The 15758-nt window shown below is 71.8% G+C and carries 15 protein-coding genes; 12 read left to right on the forward strand and 3 right to left on the reverse strand.

The genetic code is table 11. The features are described from left to right. Window positions 1-143 precede the first annotated feature (143 nt). From ACZ5D2_RS03995 to ACZ5D2_RS04005, 3 genes are all read right to left on the reverse strand, one after another. Window positions 144-545 (reverse strand): DnaJ family domain-containing protein, encoded by a 402-nt coding sequence (locus tag ACZ5D2_RS03995; protein WP_371679409.1) that lies wholly within the window; start codon window positions 543-545, stop codon window positions 144-146. A gap of 41 nt (window positions 546-586) precedes the next feature. Continuing rightward, window positions 587-2266 carry a hypothetical protein gene (locus tag ACZ5D2_RS04000; RefSeq protein ID WP_371679411.1) on the reverse strand — a complete coding sequence of 560 codons (1680 nt, stop codon included), beginning with the start codon at window positions 2264-2266 and terminating at the stop codon, window positions 587-589. A 197-nt stretch (window positions 2267-2463) separates the two neighbouring features. Continuing rightward, window positions 2464-4668 (reverse strand): elongation factor G-like protein EF-G2, encoded by a 2205-nt coding sequence (locus tag ACZ5D2_RS04005; RefSeq protein WP_468927020.1) that lies wholly within the window; start codon window positions 4666-4668, stop codon window positions 2464-2466. A 242-nt stretch (window positions 4669-4910) separates the two neighbouring features. On the opposite strand from ACZ5D2_RS04005, the gene pgsA reads away from it, so the two are divergent. From pgsA to secD, 12 genes are all read left to right on the forward strand, one after another. Beyond that, window positions 4911-5579 carry a phosphatidylinositol phosphate synthase gene (gene pgsA, locus ACZ5D2_RS04010; RefSeq protein WP_468927023.1) on the forward strand — a complete coding sequence of 223 codons (669 nt, stop codon included), beginning with the start codon at window positions 4911-4913 and terminating at the stop codon, window positions 5577-5579. Then, the gene (locus ACZ5D2_RS04015) at window positions 5579-6481 is read left to right on the forward strand and encodes a phosphatidylinositol mannoside acyltransferase (protein ID WP_371679414.1); all 903 of its coding nucleotides are present in this window, start codon (window positions 5579-5581) and stop codon (window positions 6479-6481) included. The genes pgsA and ACZ5D2_RS04015 overlap by 1 nt, the downstream gene beginning before the upstream one ends. Further along, window positions 6481-7644 carry a glycosyltransferase family 4 protein gene (locus ACZ5D2_RS04020; RefSeq protein WP_468927027.1) on the forward strand — a complete coding sequence of 388 codons (1164 nt, stop codon included), beginning with the start codon at window positions 6481-6483 and terminating at the stop codon, window positions 7642-7644. The genes ACZ5D2_RS04015 and ACZ5D2_RS04020 overlap by 1 nt, the downstream gene beginning before the upstream one ends. A 36-nt stretch (window positions 7645-7680) precedes the next feature. Beyond that, entirely contained in the window at window positions 7681-8223 is a 543-nt protein-coding gene (locus tag ACZ5D2_RS04025; RefSeq protein ID WP_371679416.1) for a LemA family protein, read from the forward strand. Window positions 8224-8359: 136 nt separating this feature from the next. Next, window positions 8360-9277 (forward strand): pyridoxal 5'-phosphate synthase lyase subunit PdxS, encoded by a 918-nt coding sequence (gene pdxS, locus ACZ5D2_RS04030; RefSeq protein ID WP_371679417.1) that lies wholly within the window; start codon window positions 8360-8362, stop codon window positions 9275-9277. A 6-nt stretch (window positions 9278-9283) separates the two neighbouring features. Further along, on the forward strand, window positions 9284-9874 hold the full coding sequence (gene pdxT, locus ACZ5D2_RS04035; protein WP_266837975.1) for a pyridoxal 5'-phosphate synthase glutaminase subunit PdxT: 591 nt from the start codon (window positions 9284-9286) through the stop codon (window positions 9872-9874). 57 nt (window positions 9875-9931) lie between these two features. Next, on the forward strand, window positions 9932-10684 hold the full coding sequence (locus ACZ5D2_RS04040) for a YebC/PmpR family DNA-binding transcriptional regulator (RefSeq protein ID WP_371679419.1): 753 nt from the start codon (window positions 9932-9934) through the stop codon (window positions 10682-10684). Between the two features lie 114 nt (window positions 10685-10798). Further along, window positions 10799-11332, forward strand: a complete 534-nt coding sequence (gene ruvC, locus ACZ5D2_RS04045) for a crossover junction endodeoxyribonuclease RuvC (protein ID WP_371681337.1) — start codon at window positions 10799-10801, stop codon at window positions 11330-11332. Beyond that, window positions 11329-11961 (forward strand): Holliday junction branch migration protein RuvA, encoded by a 633-nt coding sequence (gene ruvA / locus ACZ5D2_RS04050; protein ID WP_371679420.1) that lies wholly within the window; start codon window positions 11329-11331, stop codon window positions 11959-11961. Before ruvC ends, ruvA begins: the two co-directional genes overlap by 4 nt. A gap of 130 nt (window positions 11962-12091) precedes the next feature. Beyond that, a complete protein-coding gene (gene ruvB / locus ACZ5D2_RS04055; protein ID WP_468927031.1) occupies window positions 12092-13168 on the forward strand; it encodes a Holliday junction branch migration DNA helicase RuvB in 1077 nt (358 codons plus the stop codon). 164 nt (window positions 13169-13332) lie between these two features. Beyond that, complete coding sequence (yajC, locus tag ACZ5D2_RS04060) at window positions 13333-13812, forward strand: preprotein translocase subunit YajC (protein ID WP_468927034.1); 480 nt, start codon at window positions 13333-13335, stop codon at window positions 13810-13812. Between the two features lie 149 nt (window positions 13813-13961). Continuing rightward, the gene (secD, locus tag ACZ5D2_RS04065) at window positions 13962-15758 is read left to right on the forward strand and encodes a protein translocase subunit SecD (RefSeq protein ID WP_468927036.1); all 1797 of its coding nucleotides are present in this window, start codon (window positions 13962-13964) and stop codon (window positions 15756-15758) included.

Raw genomic sequence — 15758 nt, forward strand, 5'->3', positions numbered from 1 at the left:
GCCGGGCGCGCCCATCGTCCCCGGCGCCGGCACCCGGGACGGACGTGACGGGCCCGGGACCATCGGATTTCAGGCTCCCGGCCCAGCGCCGCGTGCCCCTCCGTGCGTGCCCCTCAGTGCGGGGCCCTCGGCCCGACAGGACCTCAGGCCTCGCGGTCCGCGCGCCAGTCGGCGACGACGGCCTCGACGTCGAACTCGGTGAGGTTCAGGAGGGGTCCCGGCGGCGGCCTGAGCAGGGCCGCGCGGATCTTCTCGTTGACCTCCGTGAGGACGGCCCGTACCCGGCGTTCGGTACGGGCCTCCCGGACCTTCTCCAGGGCGTCCTCGGCCTCCTTGCGCAGCGCGAGCGAGGGGGGCAGCGGGGAGAAGCCCTCGCGGTGCAGCTTCCCCTTGACCCACCAGAGCTCGTCGTAGGGCGCGTCCAGCGAGGCCATCGGCTTGCCCCAGCCCGGCAGCTTCTCGAACTCGCCGCGGTCGGCCGCTTCCCGGATCTGCCGGTCCACGAAGGACTCGAAGCTGACACCGGGCGGCTTGCGCTCGGTCATGGTGGTTCCTCCCCGGGTCGGATCCGTCCCCTTCAGCGTACCTAGGCGTCGTAGACGTCGGCCTTGCGCGGGGCGGGCTCCTGGATCAGGCCGCTCATGATCGAGGAACGGTTCGTGAAGCGGTCCGTGTCGACGCCGTTCTCCTCCAGCACCTTGAACGCCGCGGCGTGCACGGAACGCAGGACCGGGGCCACCGTGCGCAGCGCGTCGTCCGCCATGAAGCGGTGGCGCCACATGGTGCCGGCCCAGACGTGCCGCAGACCGAAGGGCTCGGGCAGGACCAGCTTGCCGCCGAAGTACTCCAGGAGCGGCGGGTACCAGGTCAGCGGGGCCCGCACGGCCAGCCGGACGACCTCGCTCGCGTCCACCAGCGGCAGCGGGCGCTCCACCGTCTCCCAGAAGCGCACGGACTTGGGGACCTCTATGACCGGGGCCTTGGACTTGGTGGTGAACAGGCCGTGCACCGGTCCGAGGGCGTGGGCGGTGACGTCCACGCGCAGGGTCTTGTAGAGCACGGTCACGGTGACCAGCATGGTGATCACGAGCTGGCCGTCCCAGAGCGGGTACTGGATGCCGAGGTAGTGCCGGTTGCCCGCGCTGAACTGCTGCTCGTTGCAGATCCGGGTGATCTCGTGCGGCTTGACGAGGAAGGTGTCCACGTCCTCGCCGCTCGGCCGGGCGACCTCCGCGGCGCCCTCGCCGACGGGTGTGACGATCCAGTGCTGGATGGAGGCGGCCGGGAAGCCGCCGGTGTGCAGCGGGCCCCGCTCCAGCTTGCGCAGCTGGGCGTCCATCGCGCGTATGACGTCCCAGCTGCGGAACGGGTGGATCTCCGCGCCCTCGGTCCTCGGGACCAGCTCCTCGGCCATCTGCCAGCTGCCCCAGCGGGTGCCCATGCCGAGGATGCCCTTGGGGCCGGCGTAGAAGACGGAGTTGCTGCGGTCCTCGGCGGTCAGCTTCGCCAGCTGGTGGCGCAGGTCCTCGCGGGCCTTCTCGTCGGGGTTGCCGGGGACCGCGTCCGGGATCTTGGCGGCGACCCCGCCGCCCCCGAGCAGGCCGTCCCAGCGCGAGCGCAGGTCGGCGGCGGTGTTCTCGCAGATCCGGCGGGCCAGGAACCAGCCCAGCGCGGGGGCGGCCAGCGAGCCGAACAGGTACAGCTCCAGCACTCCGCTGCCCGGCGCCCGGTAGACCACCCGGTAGAGCAGCACCGCGGCCACGAGGACGACGCCGACCAGCAGGGCGGTCCCGATCCACGTGCTTTTTTTGCCCTCGCCCTTGGCGAGGGTCTTGCGCAGCTGGAACAGGCCGAGCCACAGCAGCAGCCCGGGCAGGAACACCACACCGCAGACCAGCATGATCAGGCGCAGCTTGCGGTCGCGTTCCTTGCGGATGCGGGAGGCCGCCAGGCAGTGCTCGACGACGGTCTGCGGGTCGGCGCCGAAGGACTGGATGAGCGGCTTGCGGCCGGGGGAGAGGGTGCGGGCCTCCACGGCCCGGCAGAAGGCCTCGCCGAGGTTGGGCTCGAACAGGGAGATCTTCGGGGGCTTCACCGAAGCCGGGTGGTTCTCGCTGTTGGCCCCGAGTATCGAGGACAGCGCGGTGTCCTTGCCGCCGTCGCGGTACGCGGCGGAGGCGAGCGCGTTGGTCGCGGCGGTCTGGCCGCCGCCCCCCTGGAGCGGAATCTGTGCCCCGGGCCTGAAGTCGAAACCGTCGTCCGCCACCGCTGCCCCCATCGCCGTGCCACTGTGCTCTTTGTCGTGCCGTCGTAGTCGTCGTAGTCGTCGTAGCCGTTGTGCCCGTTGTGCCCTGTCGTTCCGTCCGCCGCGCCGAAAAGCCTATCGGCGGACACCGCCCCTTGGTCATGGGACAGGGAAATGCCGCCCACCGCAAGCGGGTCGGGTGGGCGGCAGGCGTGACGTTATGTCAATTGGTTTCCCTTCTCGGCCTGTTCGCGAACCTTGTCCGCGAGGTGGGGCGGCATCGGCTCGTGGCGGGCGTAGGCGCGGCTGAACCGGCCCGTGCCGTGCGTCACGGAGCGCAGCTCCACGGCGTACCGGCCGATCTCGATCTCCGGGATCTCGGCGCGCACCCGGGTGCGGCCGGCCCCGGCCTGTTCGGTGCCGACGACGCGGCCCCGGCGGCCCGCGAGGTCGCTCATGACCGCGCCGACGTAGGCGTCGGGGACCTGTACGTCGAGTTCCGCGACGGGTTCCAGGAGGTGGATGGGGGTGTCGGCGGCGGCCTCCCGCAGGGCGAGGGCGCCGGCGGTCTGGAAGGCGGCGTCGGAGGAGTCCACCGAGTGCGCCTTGCCGTCGCGCAGGATGATCCGTACGTCGACCAGCGGATAGCCGGCCGCGATGCCGCGGGCGGCCTGGGCCCGTACGCCCTTCTCCACGGACGGGATGAACTGGCGGGGCACCGCGCCGCCCACCACCTTGTCGACGAACTCGATGCCGCTGCCCGGCGGGAGGGGCTCGACCTCGATCTCGCAGATGGCGAACTGGCCGTGGCCGCCGGACTGCTTGACGTGCCGGCCGCGGCCGGTGGCCTTCGCGCCGAAGGTCTCGCGCAGGCTGACCTTGTGCGGGACGGGATCGACCTGGACCCCGTAGCGGGTCCGCAGCCGCTCCAGGGCGACGTCCTGGTGGGCCTCGCCCAGTGACCACAGGACCAGCTGGTGGGTGTGCGGGTTCTGCTCCAGCCGCATCGTGGGGTCCTCGGCGACGAGCCGGGCCAGGCCCTGGGAGAGCTTGTCGTCGTCGGCCTTGCTGTGGGCCTCGATCGCGAGGGGGAGCAGTGGGTCCGGCATCGCCCAGGGTTCCATCAGGAGGGGGGCGTCCTTGGAGGAGAGGGTGTCGCCGGTCTCGGCGCGGGTGAGTTTGGCCACGCAGGCGAGGTCGCCCGCGATGCAGGTGCCGAGCGTGCGCTGCTGTTTGCCGAAGGGGGAGGTGAGGGCGCCGACGCGTTCGTCGACGTCGTGGTCCTCGTGCCCGCGGTCGGCCAGCCCGTGGCCGCTGACGTGCACCGTCTCCTCGGGGCGCAGGGTGCCGGAGAAGACGCGGACCAGGGAGACACGGCCCACGTACGGGTCGGAGGAGGTCTTGACGACCTCGGCGAGGAGCGGTCCGGCCGGATCGCAGGTGACGGCGGGGCGCGGGGAGCCGTCGGGGGCGGTGACGGTGACGGGGGCGCGTTCCTCGGGGGTGGGGAAGCCGCCGGTGATCAGTTCGAGGAGTTCGACGGTGCCCAGGCCCTGACGGGCGCCGTCGGCGGCCGGGGCGGCCATCAGGACGGGGTGGAAGGTGCCCCGGGCGACGGCCCGCTCCAGGTCGTCGATCAGGGTCTTGACGTCGATGTCCTCACCGCCGAGGTAGCGGTCCATGAGGCTCTCGTCCTCGCTCTCGGCGATGATCCCCTCGATCAGCCGGGAGCGGGCGCCGTCGATCAGGGCGAGCTCGGCGGGGTCCGGGTCGCGCTCGGCGCGTGCGCCGGAGGAGTAGTCGTACACGCGCCGGGAGAGCAGGCCGATCAGGCCGGTGACCGGGGCGTGGCCGTCGGGTCCGCGGGCTCCGTACAGCGGCAGGTAGAGCGGGACGACGGCGTCGGGGTCCTCCGCTCCGAAGGCCTCACCGCAGGCGGCGGCCGTCTCGGAGTAATCGGAGCGGGCTGCCTCCACATGGGTGACGACGATGGCCCGGGGCATGCCGACCGCCTGGCATTCCTCCCAGACCATGCGGGTGGCCCCGTCGATCCCGTCGGCGGCCGAGACGATGAAGAGGGCCGCGTCCGCGGCGCGCAGACCGGCCCGCAGTTCCCCGACGAAATCGGCGTATCCGGGGGTGTCCAGGACGTTGATCTTGATGCCGGCCCATTCGACGGGGACCAGGGAGAGCTGGACGGAGCGCTGGCGGCGGTGCTCGATCTCGTCGTAGTCCGAGACCGTGCCCCCGTCCTCGACCCGTCCGGCCCGGTTCACGGCCCCCGCCGTCAGGGCCAGGGCCTCGACGAGGGTGGTCTTGCCGGCACCGCTGTGGCCGACCAGCACGACGTTCCGTACGGAAGAGGGGCGGTCGGCCGTCAGTGCCCTGCCGGCGGCTCCGGCTTGGTGTGATGTGGCTCCCATGCTGCTCGTGCCTCCTGGTGTCGCGGTGAGGAGGGTGATCGGGGTCCTTCGAGCTTTGCACCGGTGTCACACTGCGTCCATACGTCGTACCGGCGACTGTCCGGAGCGTGACGGTGGCACGGCGGCCGGATTGCGCGGCGCGAACCGGTGGGTGCGCGGCGTGACGGGCCCGGGGCGCTGGCTACGATGGGCCAGCCGGTGGCCGTGGTGGCCGTGCGGCCCAGCGACCCTCCGGGAAGGCCATGCTGAACAAGTACGCGCGTGCATTCTTCACGCGTGTTCTCACGCCGTTCGCCGCGTTTCTCCTCCGTCGGGGGGTGAGCCCGGACGCGGTCACCCTCATCGGCACCGCCGGAGTGGTGGCCGGAGCGCTGGTCTTCTTCCCCCGGGGCGAGTTCTTCTGGGGCACGATCACCATCACCCTCTTCGTGTTCTCCGACCTGGTGGACGGGAACATGGCCCGCCAGGCCGGGGTCTCCAGCAGGTGGGGCGCCTTCCTCGACTCCACCCTCGACCGGGTGGCCGACGCGGCGATCTTCGGCGGTCTCGCGCTCTGGTACGCGGGCGACGGGAACGACAACGCGCTGTGCGCCGTGGCGATCTTCTGCCTGGCCAGCGGCCAGGTGGTCTCGTACACCAAGGCCCGCGGCGAGTCGATCGGGCTGCCGGTCGCCGTCAACGGGCTCATCGAACGCGCCGAGCGACTGGTGATCTCCCTGGTCGCGGCCGGGCTGTCCGGGCTCCAGACCTTCGGTGTCCCTTCCTGGATCGGCGTGCTGCTGCCGATCGCCCTGTGGGTCGTGGCGGCGGGCTCGCTCGTCACCCTGATCCAGCGGGTGGTCACCGTACGTCGCGAGGCCGCCGAGGCCGACGCCGCGGCCGCGGCCGGGTCCGAGGGCGGTACCGCCTGATGGGCAAGGCACAGGACAAGCTGGTCGACGGCCTGTACGGGCTCGGCTGGGCGGGCGTCAAGAAGCTCCCCGAACCGGCCGCCGTGGCCCTCGGCCGCAAGATCGCCGACGTGGTCTGGAAGCGGCGCGGCAAGAGCGTGCTGCGGCTGGAGTCGAACCTGGCACGGGTGGTGCCGGACGCGACCCCCGAGCGGCTGCGCGAGCTCTCGCACGCCGGCATGCGCTCGTACATGCGCTACTGGATGGAATCCTTCCGGCTGCCGACGATGGACCCGCGGCGGTTCAGCACGGAGGTCCGCTTCCAGGACGAGAACCTCCTGCGCGAGGCCCTCGCCACCGGGCGCGGGGTGATCGTGGCCCTGCCGCACCTGGCCAACTGGGACCTCGCGGGGGCCTGGGCCATCGGCCACATCGGGGTCCCGTTCACCACGGTCGCCGAGCGGCTCAAGCCCGAGTCGCTCTACGACCGCTTCGTGGCCTACCGCGAGAGCCTGGGCATGGAGGTGCTGCCGCACAGCGGCGGCGCCGCCTTCGGCACCCTGGCCCGGCGGCTGCGCTCCGGCGGCTTGGTCTGCCTGGTCGCGGACCGGGACCTGTCGGCCTCGGGGGTCGAGGTGGACTTCTTCGGCGCCAGGACGCGGATGCCGGCGGGCCCGGCCCTGCTGGCCCAGCAGACCGGCGCCGTACTGCTCCCGGCGACCCTGCACTACGGCGACACCCCGGTGATGCACGGCCGGATCCACCCCGAGGTGGAGGTGCCCGGCACGGGGACGCGCACCGAGAAGACCGCGGCCATGACCCAGGCGCTCGCGGACGCCTTCGCCTGGGGCATCGCCGCCCACCCGGAGGACTGGCACATGCTGCAGCGCCTGTGGCTCGACGACCTGGAGGAGCGCCCGTAGTGAAGATCGGCATCGTGTGCCCGTACTCGTGGGACGTGCCGGGCGGCGTCCAGTTCCACATCCGTGACCTGGCGGAGCACCTGATCCGCCTCGGCCACGAGGTGTCGGTCCTGGCGCCGGCCGACGACGAGACCCCGCTGCCCCCCTACGTGGTCTCGGCGGGCCGGGCGGTGCCGGTGCCCTACAACGGGTCGGTCGCCCGGCTGAACTTCGGCTTCCTGTCGGCCGCCCGGGTACGCCGCTGGCTGCACGACGGCGTCTTCGACGTGATCCACATCCACGAGCCCGCCTCGCCCTCCCTCGGACTGCTGTCCTGCTGGGCGGCCCAGGGCCCGATCGTGGCGACCTTCCACACCTCCAACCCCCGCTCGCGGGCCATGATCGCCGCGTACCCGATCCTCCAGCCGGCGCTGGAGAAGATCAGCGCCCGGATCGCGGTGAGCGAGTACGCCCGGCGCACGCTGGTGGAACACCTCGGCGGCGACGCCGTGGTCATCCCCAACGGCGTCGACGTGGACTTCTTCGCCAAGGCCGACCCGAATCCCGACTGGTCCGGCCGGACCCTGGGCTTCATCGGCCGCATCGACGAACCCCGCAAGGGCCTGCCGGTGCTGATGGCCGCCTTCCCGGCCATCGTCGAGCAGTGCCCGGACGTACGGCTGCTCGTCGCGGGCCGGGGCGACGAGGAGGAGGCGGTGGCCTCCCTCCCCGCGGAACTGCGCTCCCGGGTGGAGTTCCTCGGCATGGTCTCCGACGAGGACAAGGCGCGCCTGCTGCGCAGCGTGGACGTCTACGTCGCCCCCAACACCGGCGGCGAGAGCTTCGGGATCATCCTGGTCGAGGCCCTCTCCGCCGGAGCGGCCGTCCTGGCCTCGGACCTCGACGCCTTCGCCCAGGTCCTGGACCGGGGCGCGGCGGGGGAGCTCTTCGTCAACGAGGACGCCGGCTCGCTGGCGACGGCCGCCGTCGCCCTGCTGCGCGACCCGGACCGGCGCGCGGAGCTCAGCGCCCGCGGCTCGGCCCACGTACGGCGGTTCGACTGGTCGACGGTCGGCGCGGACATCCTGGCCGTCTACGAGACGGTGACCGACGGCGCGGCCGCGGTGGCCGCCGACGAACGCGTCCCCCTCCGCACCCGCCTCGGCTTCTCGCGGGACGGCTGAGCGAGCGGCCTCCCGTAGCCGGTAGTGTCGCGGCCCGTGATCGAAAACCTTGTCTGGATCGCGGTGGCGCTCGGTGTCGTCGGGGTCTACCTCAGTTGGACCGCTGGGCGGCTGGACCGGCTGCACACGCGGATGGACGCCGCCCGGGCCGCCCTCGACGCGCAGCTCGTGCGGCGCGCCTCGGTGGTGTTGGAGGTGGCCACCTCCGGCGCGCTGGACCCCGCCTCCTCGCTCGTGCTGTACGAGGCCGCCCACGGGGCCCGGCAGGCCGAGGAGGAGCAGCGGGAGGTCGCCGAGAGCGAGCTCAGCCAGGCGTTGCGCGCGGTGTTCGCGGACGCCGACCAGGTGGAGGTGCTCAAGGCGGCTCCCGGGGGAGAGGCGGCGGCCGAGGAACTGGCCGCGGCCGTGCGCCGGGTCCCGATGGCGCGGCGGTTCCTCAACGACGCCGTACGGGCCGCCCGCGCGCTGCGCCGCCACCGCAAGGTGCGGTGGTTCAGACTGGCGGGACACGCCCCGTTCCCGCTCGCCTTCGAAATGGACGATGAGCCTCCGGTGGACCTGGCGGACCGTCCCGCATAGGCGCGGGCGGGTCCGGCCAGTGCCGCGGGGGACAAGTCGAGGGGCCACCGGCTCCACATTGGCCCTTGCAGTGGACTGGTCGGTGGGGTTTTCTCAGCCCAGTAGTACCCGTCTTCCTTTCGAGTGAGGTCAACCCGTGAGCACGCTTCCCACCTCTTCCCAGTCCGCTGAGTCGGCCATCGGCACCTCCCGCGTCAAGCGCGGCATGGCCGAGCAGCTCAAGGGCGGCGTGATCATGGACGTGGTCAACGCCGAGCAGGCGAAGATCGCCGAGGACGCCGGCGCCGTGGCCGTCATGGCCCTGGAGCGGGTCCCCGCCGACATCCGCAAGGACGGCGGCGTGGCCCGTATGTCGGACCCGAACATGATCGAAGAGATCATCGGGGCCGTCTCCATCCCGGTCATGGCCAAGTCCCGCATCGGCCACTTCGTCGAGGCCCAGGTCCTGCAGTCCCTCGGCGTCGACTACATCGACGAGTCCGAGGTCCTGACCCCGGCCGACGAGGTCAACCACTCCGACAAGTGGGCGTTCACCACCCCCTTCGTCTGCGGTGCCACCAACCTGGGCGAGGCCCTGCGCCGCATCGCCGAGGGCGCGGCCATGATCCGCTCGAAGGGCGAGGCCGGCACCGGCAACGTCGTCGAGGCCGTCCGTCACCTGCGTCAGATCAAGAACGAGATCGCCCGCCTGCGCGGCTACGACAACAACGAGCTGTTCGCCGCCGCCAAGGAGCTGCGCGCGCCGTACGAGCTCGTCAAGGAGGTCGCCGAGCTCGGCAAGCTCCCGGTCGTGCTGTTCTCCGCCGGTGGCGTCGCCACCCCGGCCGACGCCGCGCTGATGCGCCAGCTCGGTGCCGAGGGCGTCTTCGTCGGCTCCGGCATCTTCAAGTCGGGCGACCCGGCCAAGCGCGCCGCCGCCATCGTGAAGGCCACCACCTTCTACGACGACCCGAAGGTCATCGCGGACGCCTCCCGCAACCTGGGCGAGGCCATGGTCGGCATCAACTGCGACACCCTCCCCGAGGCCGAGCGCTACGCCAACCGCGGCTGGTAGTCGGACATGACCACCCCCGTGATCGGTGTCCTGGCCCTCCAGGGCGACGTACGGGAGCACCTGATCGCCCTGGCCGCGGCGGACGCCGTGGCCAGGCCGGTCCGGCGCCCCGAGGAGCTCGCCGAGGTCGACGCCCTGGTGATCCCCGGCGGCGAGTCGACGACCATGTCGAAGCTCGCCGTGCTGTTCGGCATGCTGGAGCCGCTGCGCGAGCGCGTCCGGGCGGGCATGCCCGTCTACGGCACCTGCGCCGGCATGATCATGCTCGCCGACAAGCTGCTCGACGGCCGTGACGACCAGGAGACGCTCGGCGGGATCGACATGATCGTGCGCCGCAACGCCTTCGGCCGCCAGAACGAGTCCTTCGAAGCGAAGATCGACTTCGCGGGCATAGCGGGCGGCCCCGTCGAGGGCGTCTTCATCCGCGCCCCGTGGGTCGAGTCCGTCGGCGCCACCGCCGAGGTGCTCGCCACGTACGAGGGCCACACGGTCGCCGTGCGCCAGGGCAATGTGCTGGCGACCTCGTTCCACCCCGAACTGACCGGGGACGACCGCGTCCACGCGTACTTCGTCGACATGGTGCGCGCGGGGCTCTGACGGCGTCCCGGTAGGATCTGAGGCGAACATTGTTGGTGACGCGAAGGAGACAGGCAGATGTCCGGCCACTCTAAATGGGCTACGACGAAGCACAAGAAGGCCGTGGTTGACGCCAAGCGCGGCAAGCTCTTCGCGAAGCTGATCAAGAACATCGAGGTCGCGGCCCGTATGGGCGGTGCCGACGTCGATGGCAACCCGACGCTCTTCGACGCCATCCAGAAGGCCAAGAAGAGCTCGGTCCCGAACAAGAACATCGACTCCGCGGTCAAGCGCGGCGGCGGCCTCGAGGCCGGCGGCGCCGACTACGAGACGATCATGTACGAGGGCTACGGTCCGAACGGTGTCGCGGTGCTCATCGAGTGCCTCACCGACAACCGCAACCGTGCCGCCTCCGACGTGCGCGTCGCCATGACCCGCAACGGCGGCTCGATGGCCGACCCGGGCTCGGTCTCGTACCTGTTCAACCGCAAGGGCGTCGTCCTGCTGCCCAAGGGCGAGCTCTCCGAGGACGACGTGCTGGAGACGGTGCTCGACGCCGGCGCCGAAGAGGTCAACGACCTCGGCGAGAGCTTCGAGATCATCAGCGAGGCCACCGACATGGTCGCGGTCCGTACCGCGCTCCAGCAGGCGGGCATCGACTACGACTCGGCCGACTCCAACTTCCTGCCGACCATGCAGGTCGAGCTGGACGAAGAGGGCGCTCGCAAGATCTTCAAGCTGATCGACGCGCTGGAGGACAGCGACGACGTGCAGAACGTCTTCGCCAACTTCGACGTCTCGGACGAGGTCATGGAGAAGGTCGACGCCTGACCCGCGCCCACAGCGACGGGCCGACGGGACACACCCCGTCGGCCCGTCGCTTTGTCAGTGGCGGCCGATAGCCTGCACGGGCACGCACAGGCGATCGACGAGCGGGGGACGGGCATGCGCGTACTCGGGGTGGACCCCGGCCTGACGCGGTGTGGCGTCGGGGTGGTCGAGGGGGTCGCCGGGCGGCCACTGACCATGATCGGCGTCGGTGTCGTGCGCACGCCCGCGGACGCCGAACTGGGGGACCGGCTCGTCGCCGTCGAGCGGGGCATCGAGGAATGGCTCGACACGTACCGCCCCGAGGTGGTGGCCGTGGAGCGGGTCTTCAGCCAGCACAACGTCAGCACCGTCATGGGCACCGCCCAGGCCAGCGCCGTCGCCATGCTCTGCGCGGCGCGCCGCGGGATACCGGTCGCCCTGCACACCCCCAGCGAGGTCAAGGCCGCCGTCACCGGCACCGGCCGGGCCGACAAGGCGCAGGTCGGAGCCATGGTGACCCGGCTGCTGCGGCTGGCCGCCCCGCCGAAACCGGCCGACGCCGCCGATGCCCTCGCCCTCGCCATCTGCCACATCTGGCGGGCCCCCGCCCAGAACCGACTCCAGCGGGCGGCCGCCCTGCACGCCGCCTCGAAAGGCCGTACCCGATGATCGCCTTCGTCAGCGGCCAGGTCGCCGCACTCGCCCCCACCCTCGCCGTGATCGAGGTCGGCGGGGTCGGCATGGCCGTGCAGTGCACGCCGAACACGATCGCGGGCCTGCGGATCGGCGATCCGGCCCGGCTGGCGACCTCCCTGGTCGTGCGCGAGGACTCGCTGACCCTCTACGGCTTCGCCGACGACGACGAACGCCAGGTCTTCGAGCTCCTCCAGACCGCCAGCGGCGTCGGGCCCCGGCTGGCCCAGGCCATGCTCGGCGTACACAGCCCCGACGCGCTGCGCCTGGCCGTCTCCACGGCCGACGAGAAGGCCCTCACGGCGGTGCCCGGAATCGGCAAGAAGGGCGCCCAGAAGCTCCTCCTGGAGCTCAAGGACAAGCTGGGCGCTCCGCTGGGGTCGAGCGGCCTGGTCGGTGCGCAGCGCGCGGCGGCGTCAGGACCCGCCCCGTGGACCGAGCAGCTCTCCGCGGCACTGATCGGGCTGGGCTACGCCCCGCGGGAGGCGGACGAGGCCGTCTCGGCGGTGACGCCGCAGGCCGAGGCCGCGATCGCGGCCGGCGGCTCCGCCCCGGTCCCGCAGCTGCTGAGGGCCGCCCTCCAGAGCCTGAACCGGGCCCGCTGAGCCGGGTGCCGCCGCGCGGAGCCCGCCCCCGCCGCTCCCCGCCCGGACCGCACCCCACGGGGTCCGGGGCGGAGCCCGGGGAACGGCACAGCAGAGACCACCGTACGAACCGAGAAGGCAGACTGACACCGTGAACTGGGACGACGACGACACCACCACCGAGGACGAGGCCCGCATCGTCGCCGCGGGCGCCGACGGCGAGGACACCGCCGTCGAGGCGGCCCTGCGCCCCAAGGACCTCGGTGAGTTCGTCGGCCAGGAGAAGGTCCGCCAGCAGCTCGACCTCGTCCTCAAGGCGGCGAAGCAGCGCGGCGCCACCGCCGACCACGTCCTGCTCTCCGGCGCGCCCGGCCTCGGCAAGACCACCCTCTCCATGATCATCGCCGCCGAGATGGGGGCGCCGATCCGGATCACCTCCGGCCCGGCCATCCAGCACGCGGGCGACCTCGCCGCCATCCTCTCCTCCCTCCAGGAGGGCGAGGTCCTCTTCCTCGACGAGATCCACCGCATGTCCCGGCCCGCCGAGGAGATGCTGTACATGGCGATGGAGGACTTCCGCGTCGACGTGATCGTCGGCAAGGGCCCGGGAGCGACCGCCATCCCGCTGGAGCTGCCGCCGTTCACCCTCGTCGGGGCGACCACCCGGGCCGGCCTCCTGCCCCCGCCGCTGCGGGACCGCTTCGGCTTCACCGGCCACATGGAGTTCTACGCCCCCGAGGAGCTGGAGCGGGTCGTCCACCGCTCCGCCCGCCTCCTCGACGTGGAGATCGACACCGCCGGCGCCGCCGAGATCGCCGGCCGCTCCCGCGGCACGCCCCGCATCGCCAACCGCCTCCTGCGCCGCGTCCGCGACTACGCCCAGGTGCGGGCCGACGGGGTGATCACCCGCGAGGTGGCCGGAACCGCCCTCCAGGTCTACGAGGTGGACGCCCGCGGGCTCGACCGGCTGGACCGCGCGGTGCTGGAGGCCCTGCTCAAGCTGTTCGGCGGTGGCCCCGTAGGCCTGTCCACGCTCGCGGTCGCGGTCGGCGAGGAGCGCGAGACCGTCGAGGAAGTGGCCGAACCCTTCCTGGTCCGTGAGGGACTGCTGGCGCGCACCCCGCGCGGGCGGGTCGCCACCCCCGCCGCATGGGCTCACCTGGGGCTTGTCCCCCCGCAGCAGGCCGGCGGCGGACCAAGGGGACAACAGGGCTTGTTCGGGGCCTGACGGCGCGGGCGTTTCCCCGGTCAGGAACTGCGGTGCCATGCTGGGCGTTGTTCCATCGGTGCGGACTCGCCTAGACTCCGCCGATGCCGACCCTTCGGGTCGGCGTGCCCACCCCCGTAGAAAATGGCCGTCTCCCGTGCGGTCGTGCGAAGGATCTCCGTCCCGTGAATCTCGTGACACTCCTCCCGTTCATCGTGCTCATCGGGGCGATGTTCCTGATGACCCGCTCCGCCAAGAAGAAGCAGCAGGCGGCCGCGCAGATGCGCAACGACATGTCGCCCGGCACCGGCGTCCGCACCATCGGCGGCATGTACGCCACGGTGAAGGAGATCGGTGAGGACACGGTCACTCTTGAGGTGGCCCCCGGCGTCCACGCCATCTACGCGAAGAACGCCATCGGCGCCGTGCTGGAGGACGAGGAGTACAACCGCATCGTCCACGGCACCACCGAGGACCTGAGCCTCGACACGCCGGTCGTCCCGGACGACGCCTCCTCGCTGACCGAGGCCGACGCCCCGAAGACGGACCTGTCGAAGGACGGCGACGCGGACGAGGCCCCCAAGCTCGACCTGGGCAAGGGCGACGAGTCCAAGGGCGACGAGCCGAAGGACGGCAAGTCCGACGGCGAGGCCGGCACCAAGTAGCGTCCGGCCGGTACCGCGGTGGCGCCCGACCGGCGGCGCCGCGGTACCCGCAGTGAACTTCTGCGGGGGGCAGGGGTCCCCACCACACATTTCGTGGCCGTCCGCGCGCTGACCCGGCGCGGGACGGTTGGACAGGGAGAAACGACAAGGTGGCAGCACCGAAGAAGGGCCGGCGGCCCACGGGGGCTCAGGGGAGGCCGGGGCGCGCCCTGGCCATCATCCTGATCGCGATGGTGGCGCTCACCGCGGGGATGTTCCTCACGAAGCAGACGACCCCCCGCCTGGGCATCGACCTCGCGGGCGGTACGAGCATCACGCTCAAGGCCAAGAGCGAGCCCGGCAAGCCGGACGCGGTCAACGAGACCAACATGAACACGGCGGTCGGCATCATCGAGCGCCGCGTCAACGGTCTCGGCGTCTCGGAGGCCGAGGTCCAGACGCAGGGCCGCGACCACATCATCGTGAACATCCCCAAGGGGACCAACGAGCAGCAGGCGCGCGAGCAGGTCGGTACCACCGCCCAGCTCTACTTCCGCCCCGTGCTCGCTTTCGCCGACGGCGCCCCCGTCGCCCCGGAGACCAAGCCGAGCGGGTCCCCGACCCCCTCCGCGAGCGGATCCGGCGCCCCGAAGGCCGAAGGCAGCGGCAAGCCCTCCGCCCCGGCCACCCCGTCGTCCAGCGCCACTTCCCAGGGCCGTGTGCTCAGCGAGGGCCTCAAGGCCCCGGGCACCCCCTCTCCCTCGCCCTCGGCGGGCGAGTCGAAGAAGGCAGACGACAAGGCCACGACCCCGCCCGCGACCCCTGCCCCGAGCGCCCCGCCCGTGGACCCCGCCGTCGCCGACCTGCAGGCGAAGTTCGCCGCGCTGGACTGCACCAAGGAGGACCAGCGCGCCGCCGCCGGCAAGGGCGCCAAGCCCGAGGACCCGATGCTCGCCTGTGGCAAGCGCGGCAACCTCTGGGGCAAGTGGGTCCTCGGTCCGGCCCAGGTCAACGGCCAGGACGTGAAGGACGCCAAGGGCGTCATCGACCAGCAGCGTGGCCAGTGGATCGTCACGATGCAGTTCACCGACAAGGGCGCCGACAAGTTCGCCAAGATCACCGGTGAGCTGGCCACCAAGCAGGCCCCGCAGAACCAGTTCGCGATCGTGCTCGACGGCGAGGTCATCTCCGACCCGTCCGTCAGCCAGGCCCTGACCGGCGGCAACGCCGAGATCTCGGGTGGCTTCACCCAGCAGTCCGCGCAGGACCTCGGCAACATGCTGTCGTACGGCGCCCTGCCGCTGTCCTTCCAGGAGGACAGCGTCACCACGGTCACCGCCGCCCTCGGCGGGGAGCAGCTGAAGGCCGGCCTGATCGCCGGTGCCATCGGCCTCGCCCTCGTGGTGATCTACCTGCTGGTCTACTACCGCGGCCTGGCCTTCATCGCCGTCGTCAGCCTCATGGTCTCCGCCGTCCTCACCTACACGATCATGGCGCTGCTGGGCAAGGGCATCGGCTTCGCCCTGAACCTGCCGGCCGTCTGCGGCGCGATCGTGGCCATCGGCATCACGGCGGACTCGTTCATCGTCTACTTCGAACGCATCCGGGACGAGATCCGCGAGGGCCGCACCCTGCGTCCGGCCGTCGAGCGCGCCTGGCCCCGTGCCCGGCGCACCATCCTGGTCTCCGACTTCGTGTCCTTCCTCGCCGCCGCGGTGCTCTTCATCGTCACCGTCGGCAAGGTCCAGGGCTTCGCCTTCACGCTGGGTCTGACCACCCTGCTCGACGTGGTCGTGGTGTTCCTCTTCACCAAGCCGATCATGACGCTGGTCGCGCGCACGAAGTTCTTCTCCAGCGGTCACCCGTGGTCCGGGCTGGACCCCAAGCGCCTGGGCGCCAAGCCGCCGCTGCGCCGGTCCCGCCGCACGGGCCCCGTCCCCGCCCCCGTCGACGCAAAGGAGGCGTGA

Source organism: Streptomyces sp. NPDC031479 (assembly GCF_055581065.1).

Excerpts from the sequence above, each read along its gene's own strand:
- ACZ5D2_RS04005 (WP_468927020.1), bottom strand. The coding sequence starts at position 4,668 with ATGGGAGCCACATCACACCAAGCCGGAGCCGCCGGCAGGGCACTGACG.
- pdxT (WP_266837975.1), top strand. The coding sequence starts at position 9,284 with ATGACCACCCCCGTGATCGGTGTCCTGGCCCTCCAGGGCGACGTACGG.
- ruvA (WP_371679420.1), top strand. The coding sequence starts at position 11,329 with ATGATCGCCTTCGTCAGCGGCCAGGTCGCCGCACTCGCCCCCACCCTC.
- ACZ5D2_RS03995 (WP_371679409.1), bottom strand. The coding sequence starts at position 545 with ATGACCGAGCGCAAGCCGCCCGGTGTCAGCTTCGAGTCCTTCGTGGAC.
- pgsA (WP_468927023.1), top strand. The coding sequence starts at position 4,911 with ATGCTGAACAAGTACGCGCGTGCATTCTTCACGCGTGTTCTCACGCCG.
- ACZ5D2_RS04040 (WP_371679419.1), top strand. The coding sequence starts at position 9,932 with ATGTCCGGCCACTCTAAATGGGCTACGACGAAGCACAAGAAGGCCGTG.
- ruvC (WP_371681337.1), top strand. The coding sequence starts at position 10,799 with ATGCGCGTACTCGGGGTGGACCCCGGCCTGACGCGGTGTGGCGTCGGG.
- ACZ5D2_RS04015 (WP_371679414.1), top strand. The coding sequence starts at position 5,579 with ATGGGCAAGGCACAGGACAAGCTGGTCGACGGCCTGTACGGGCTCGGC.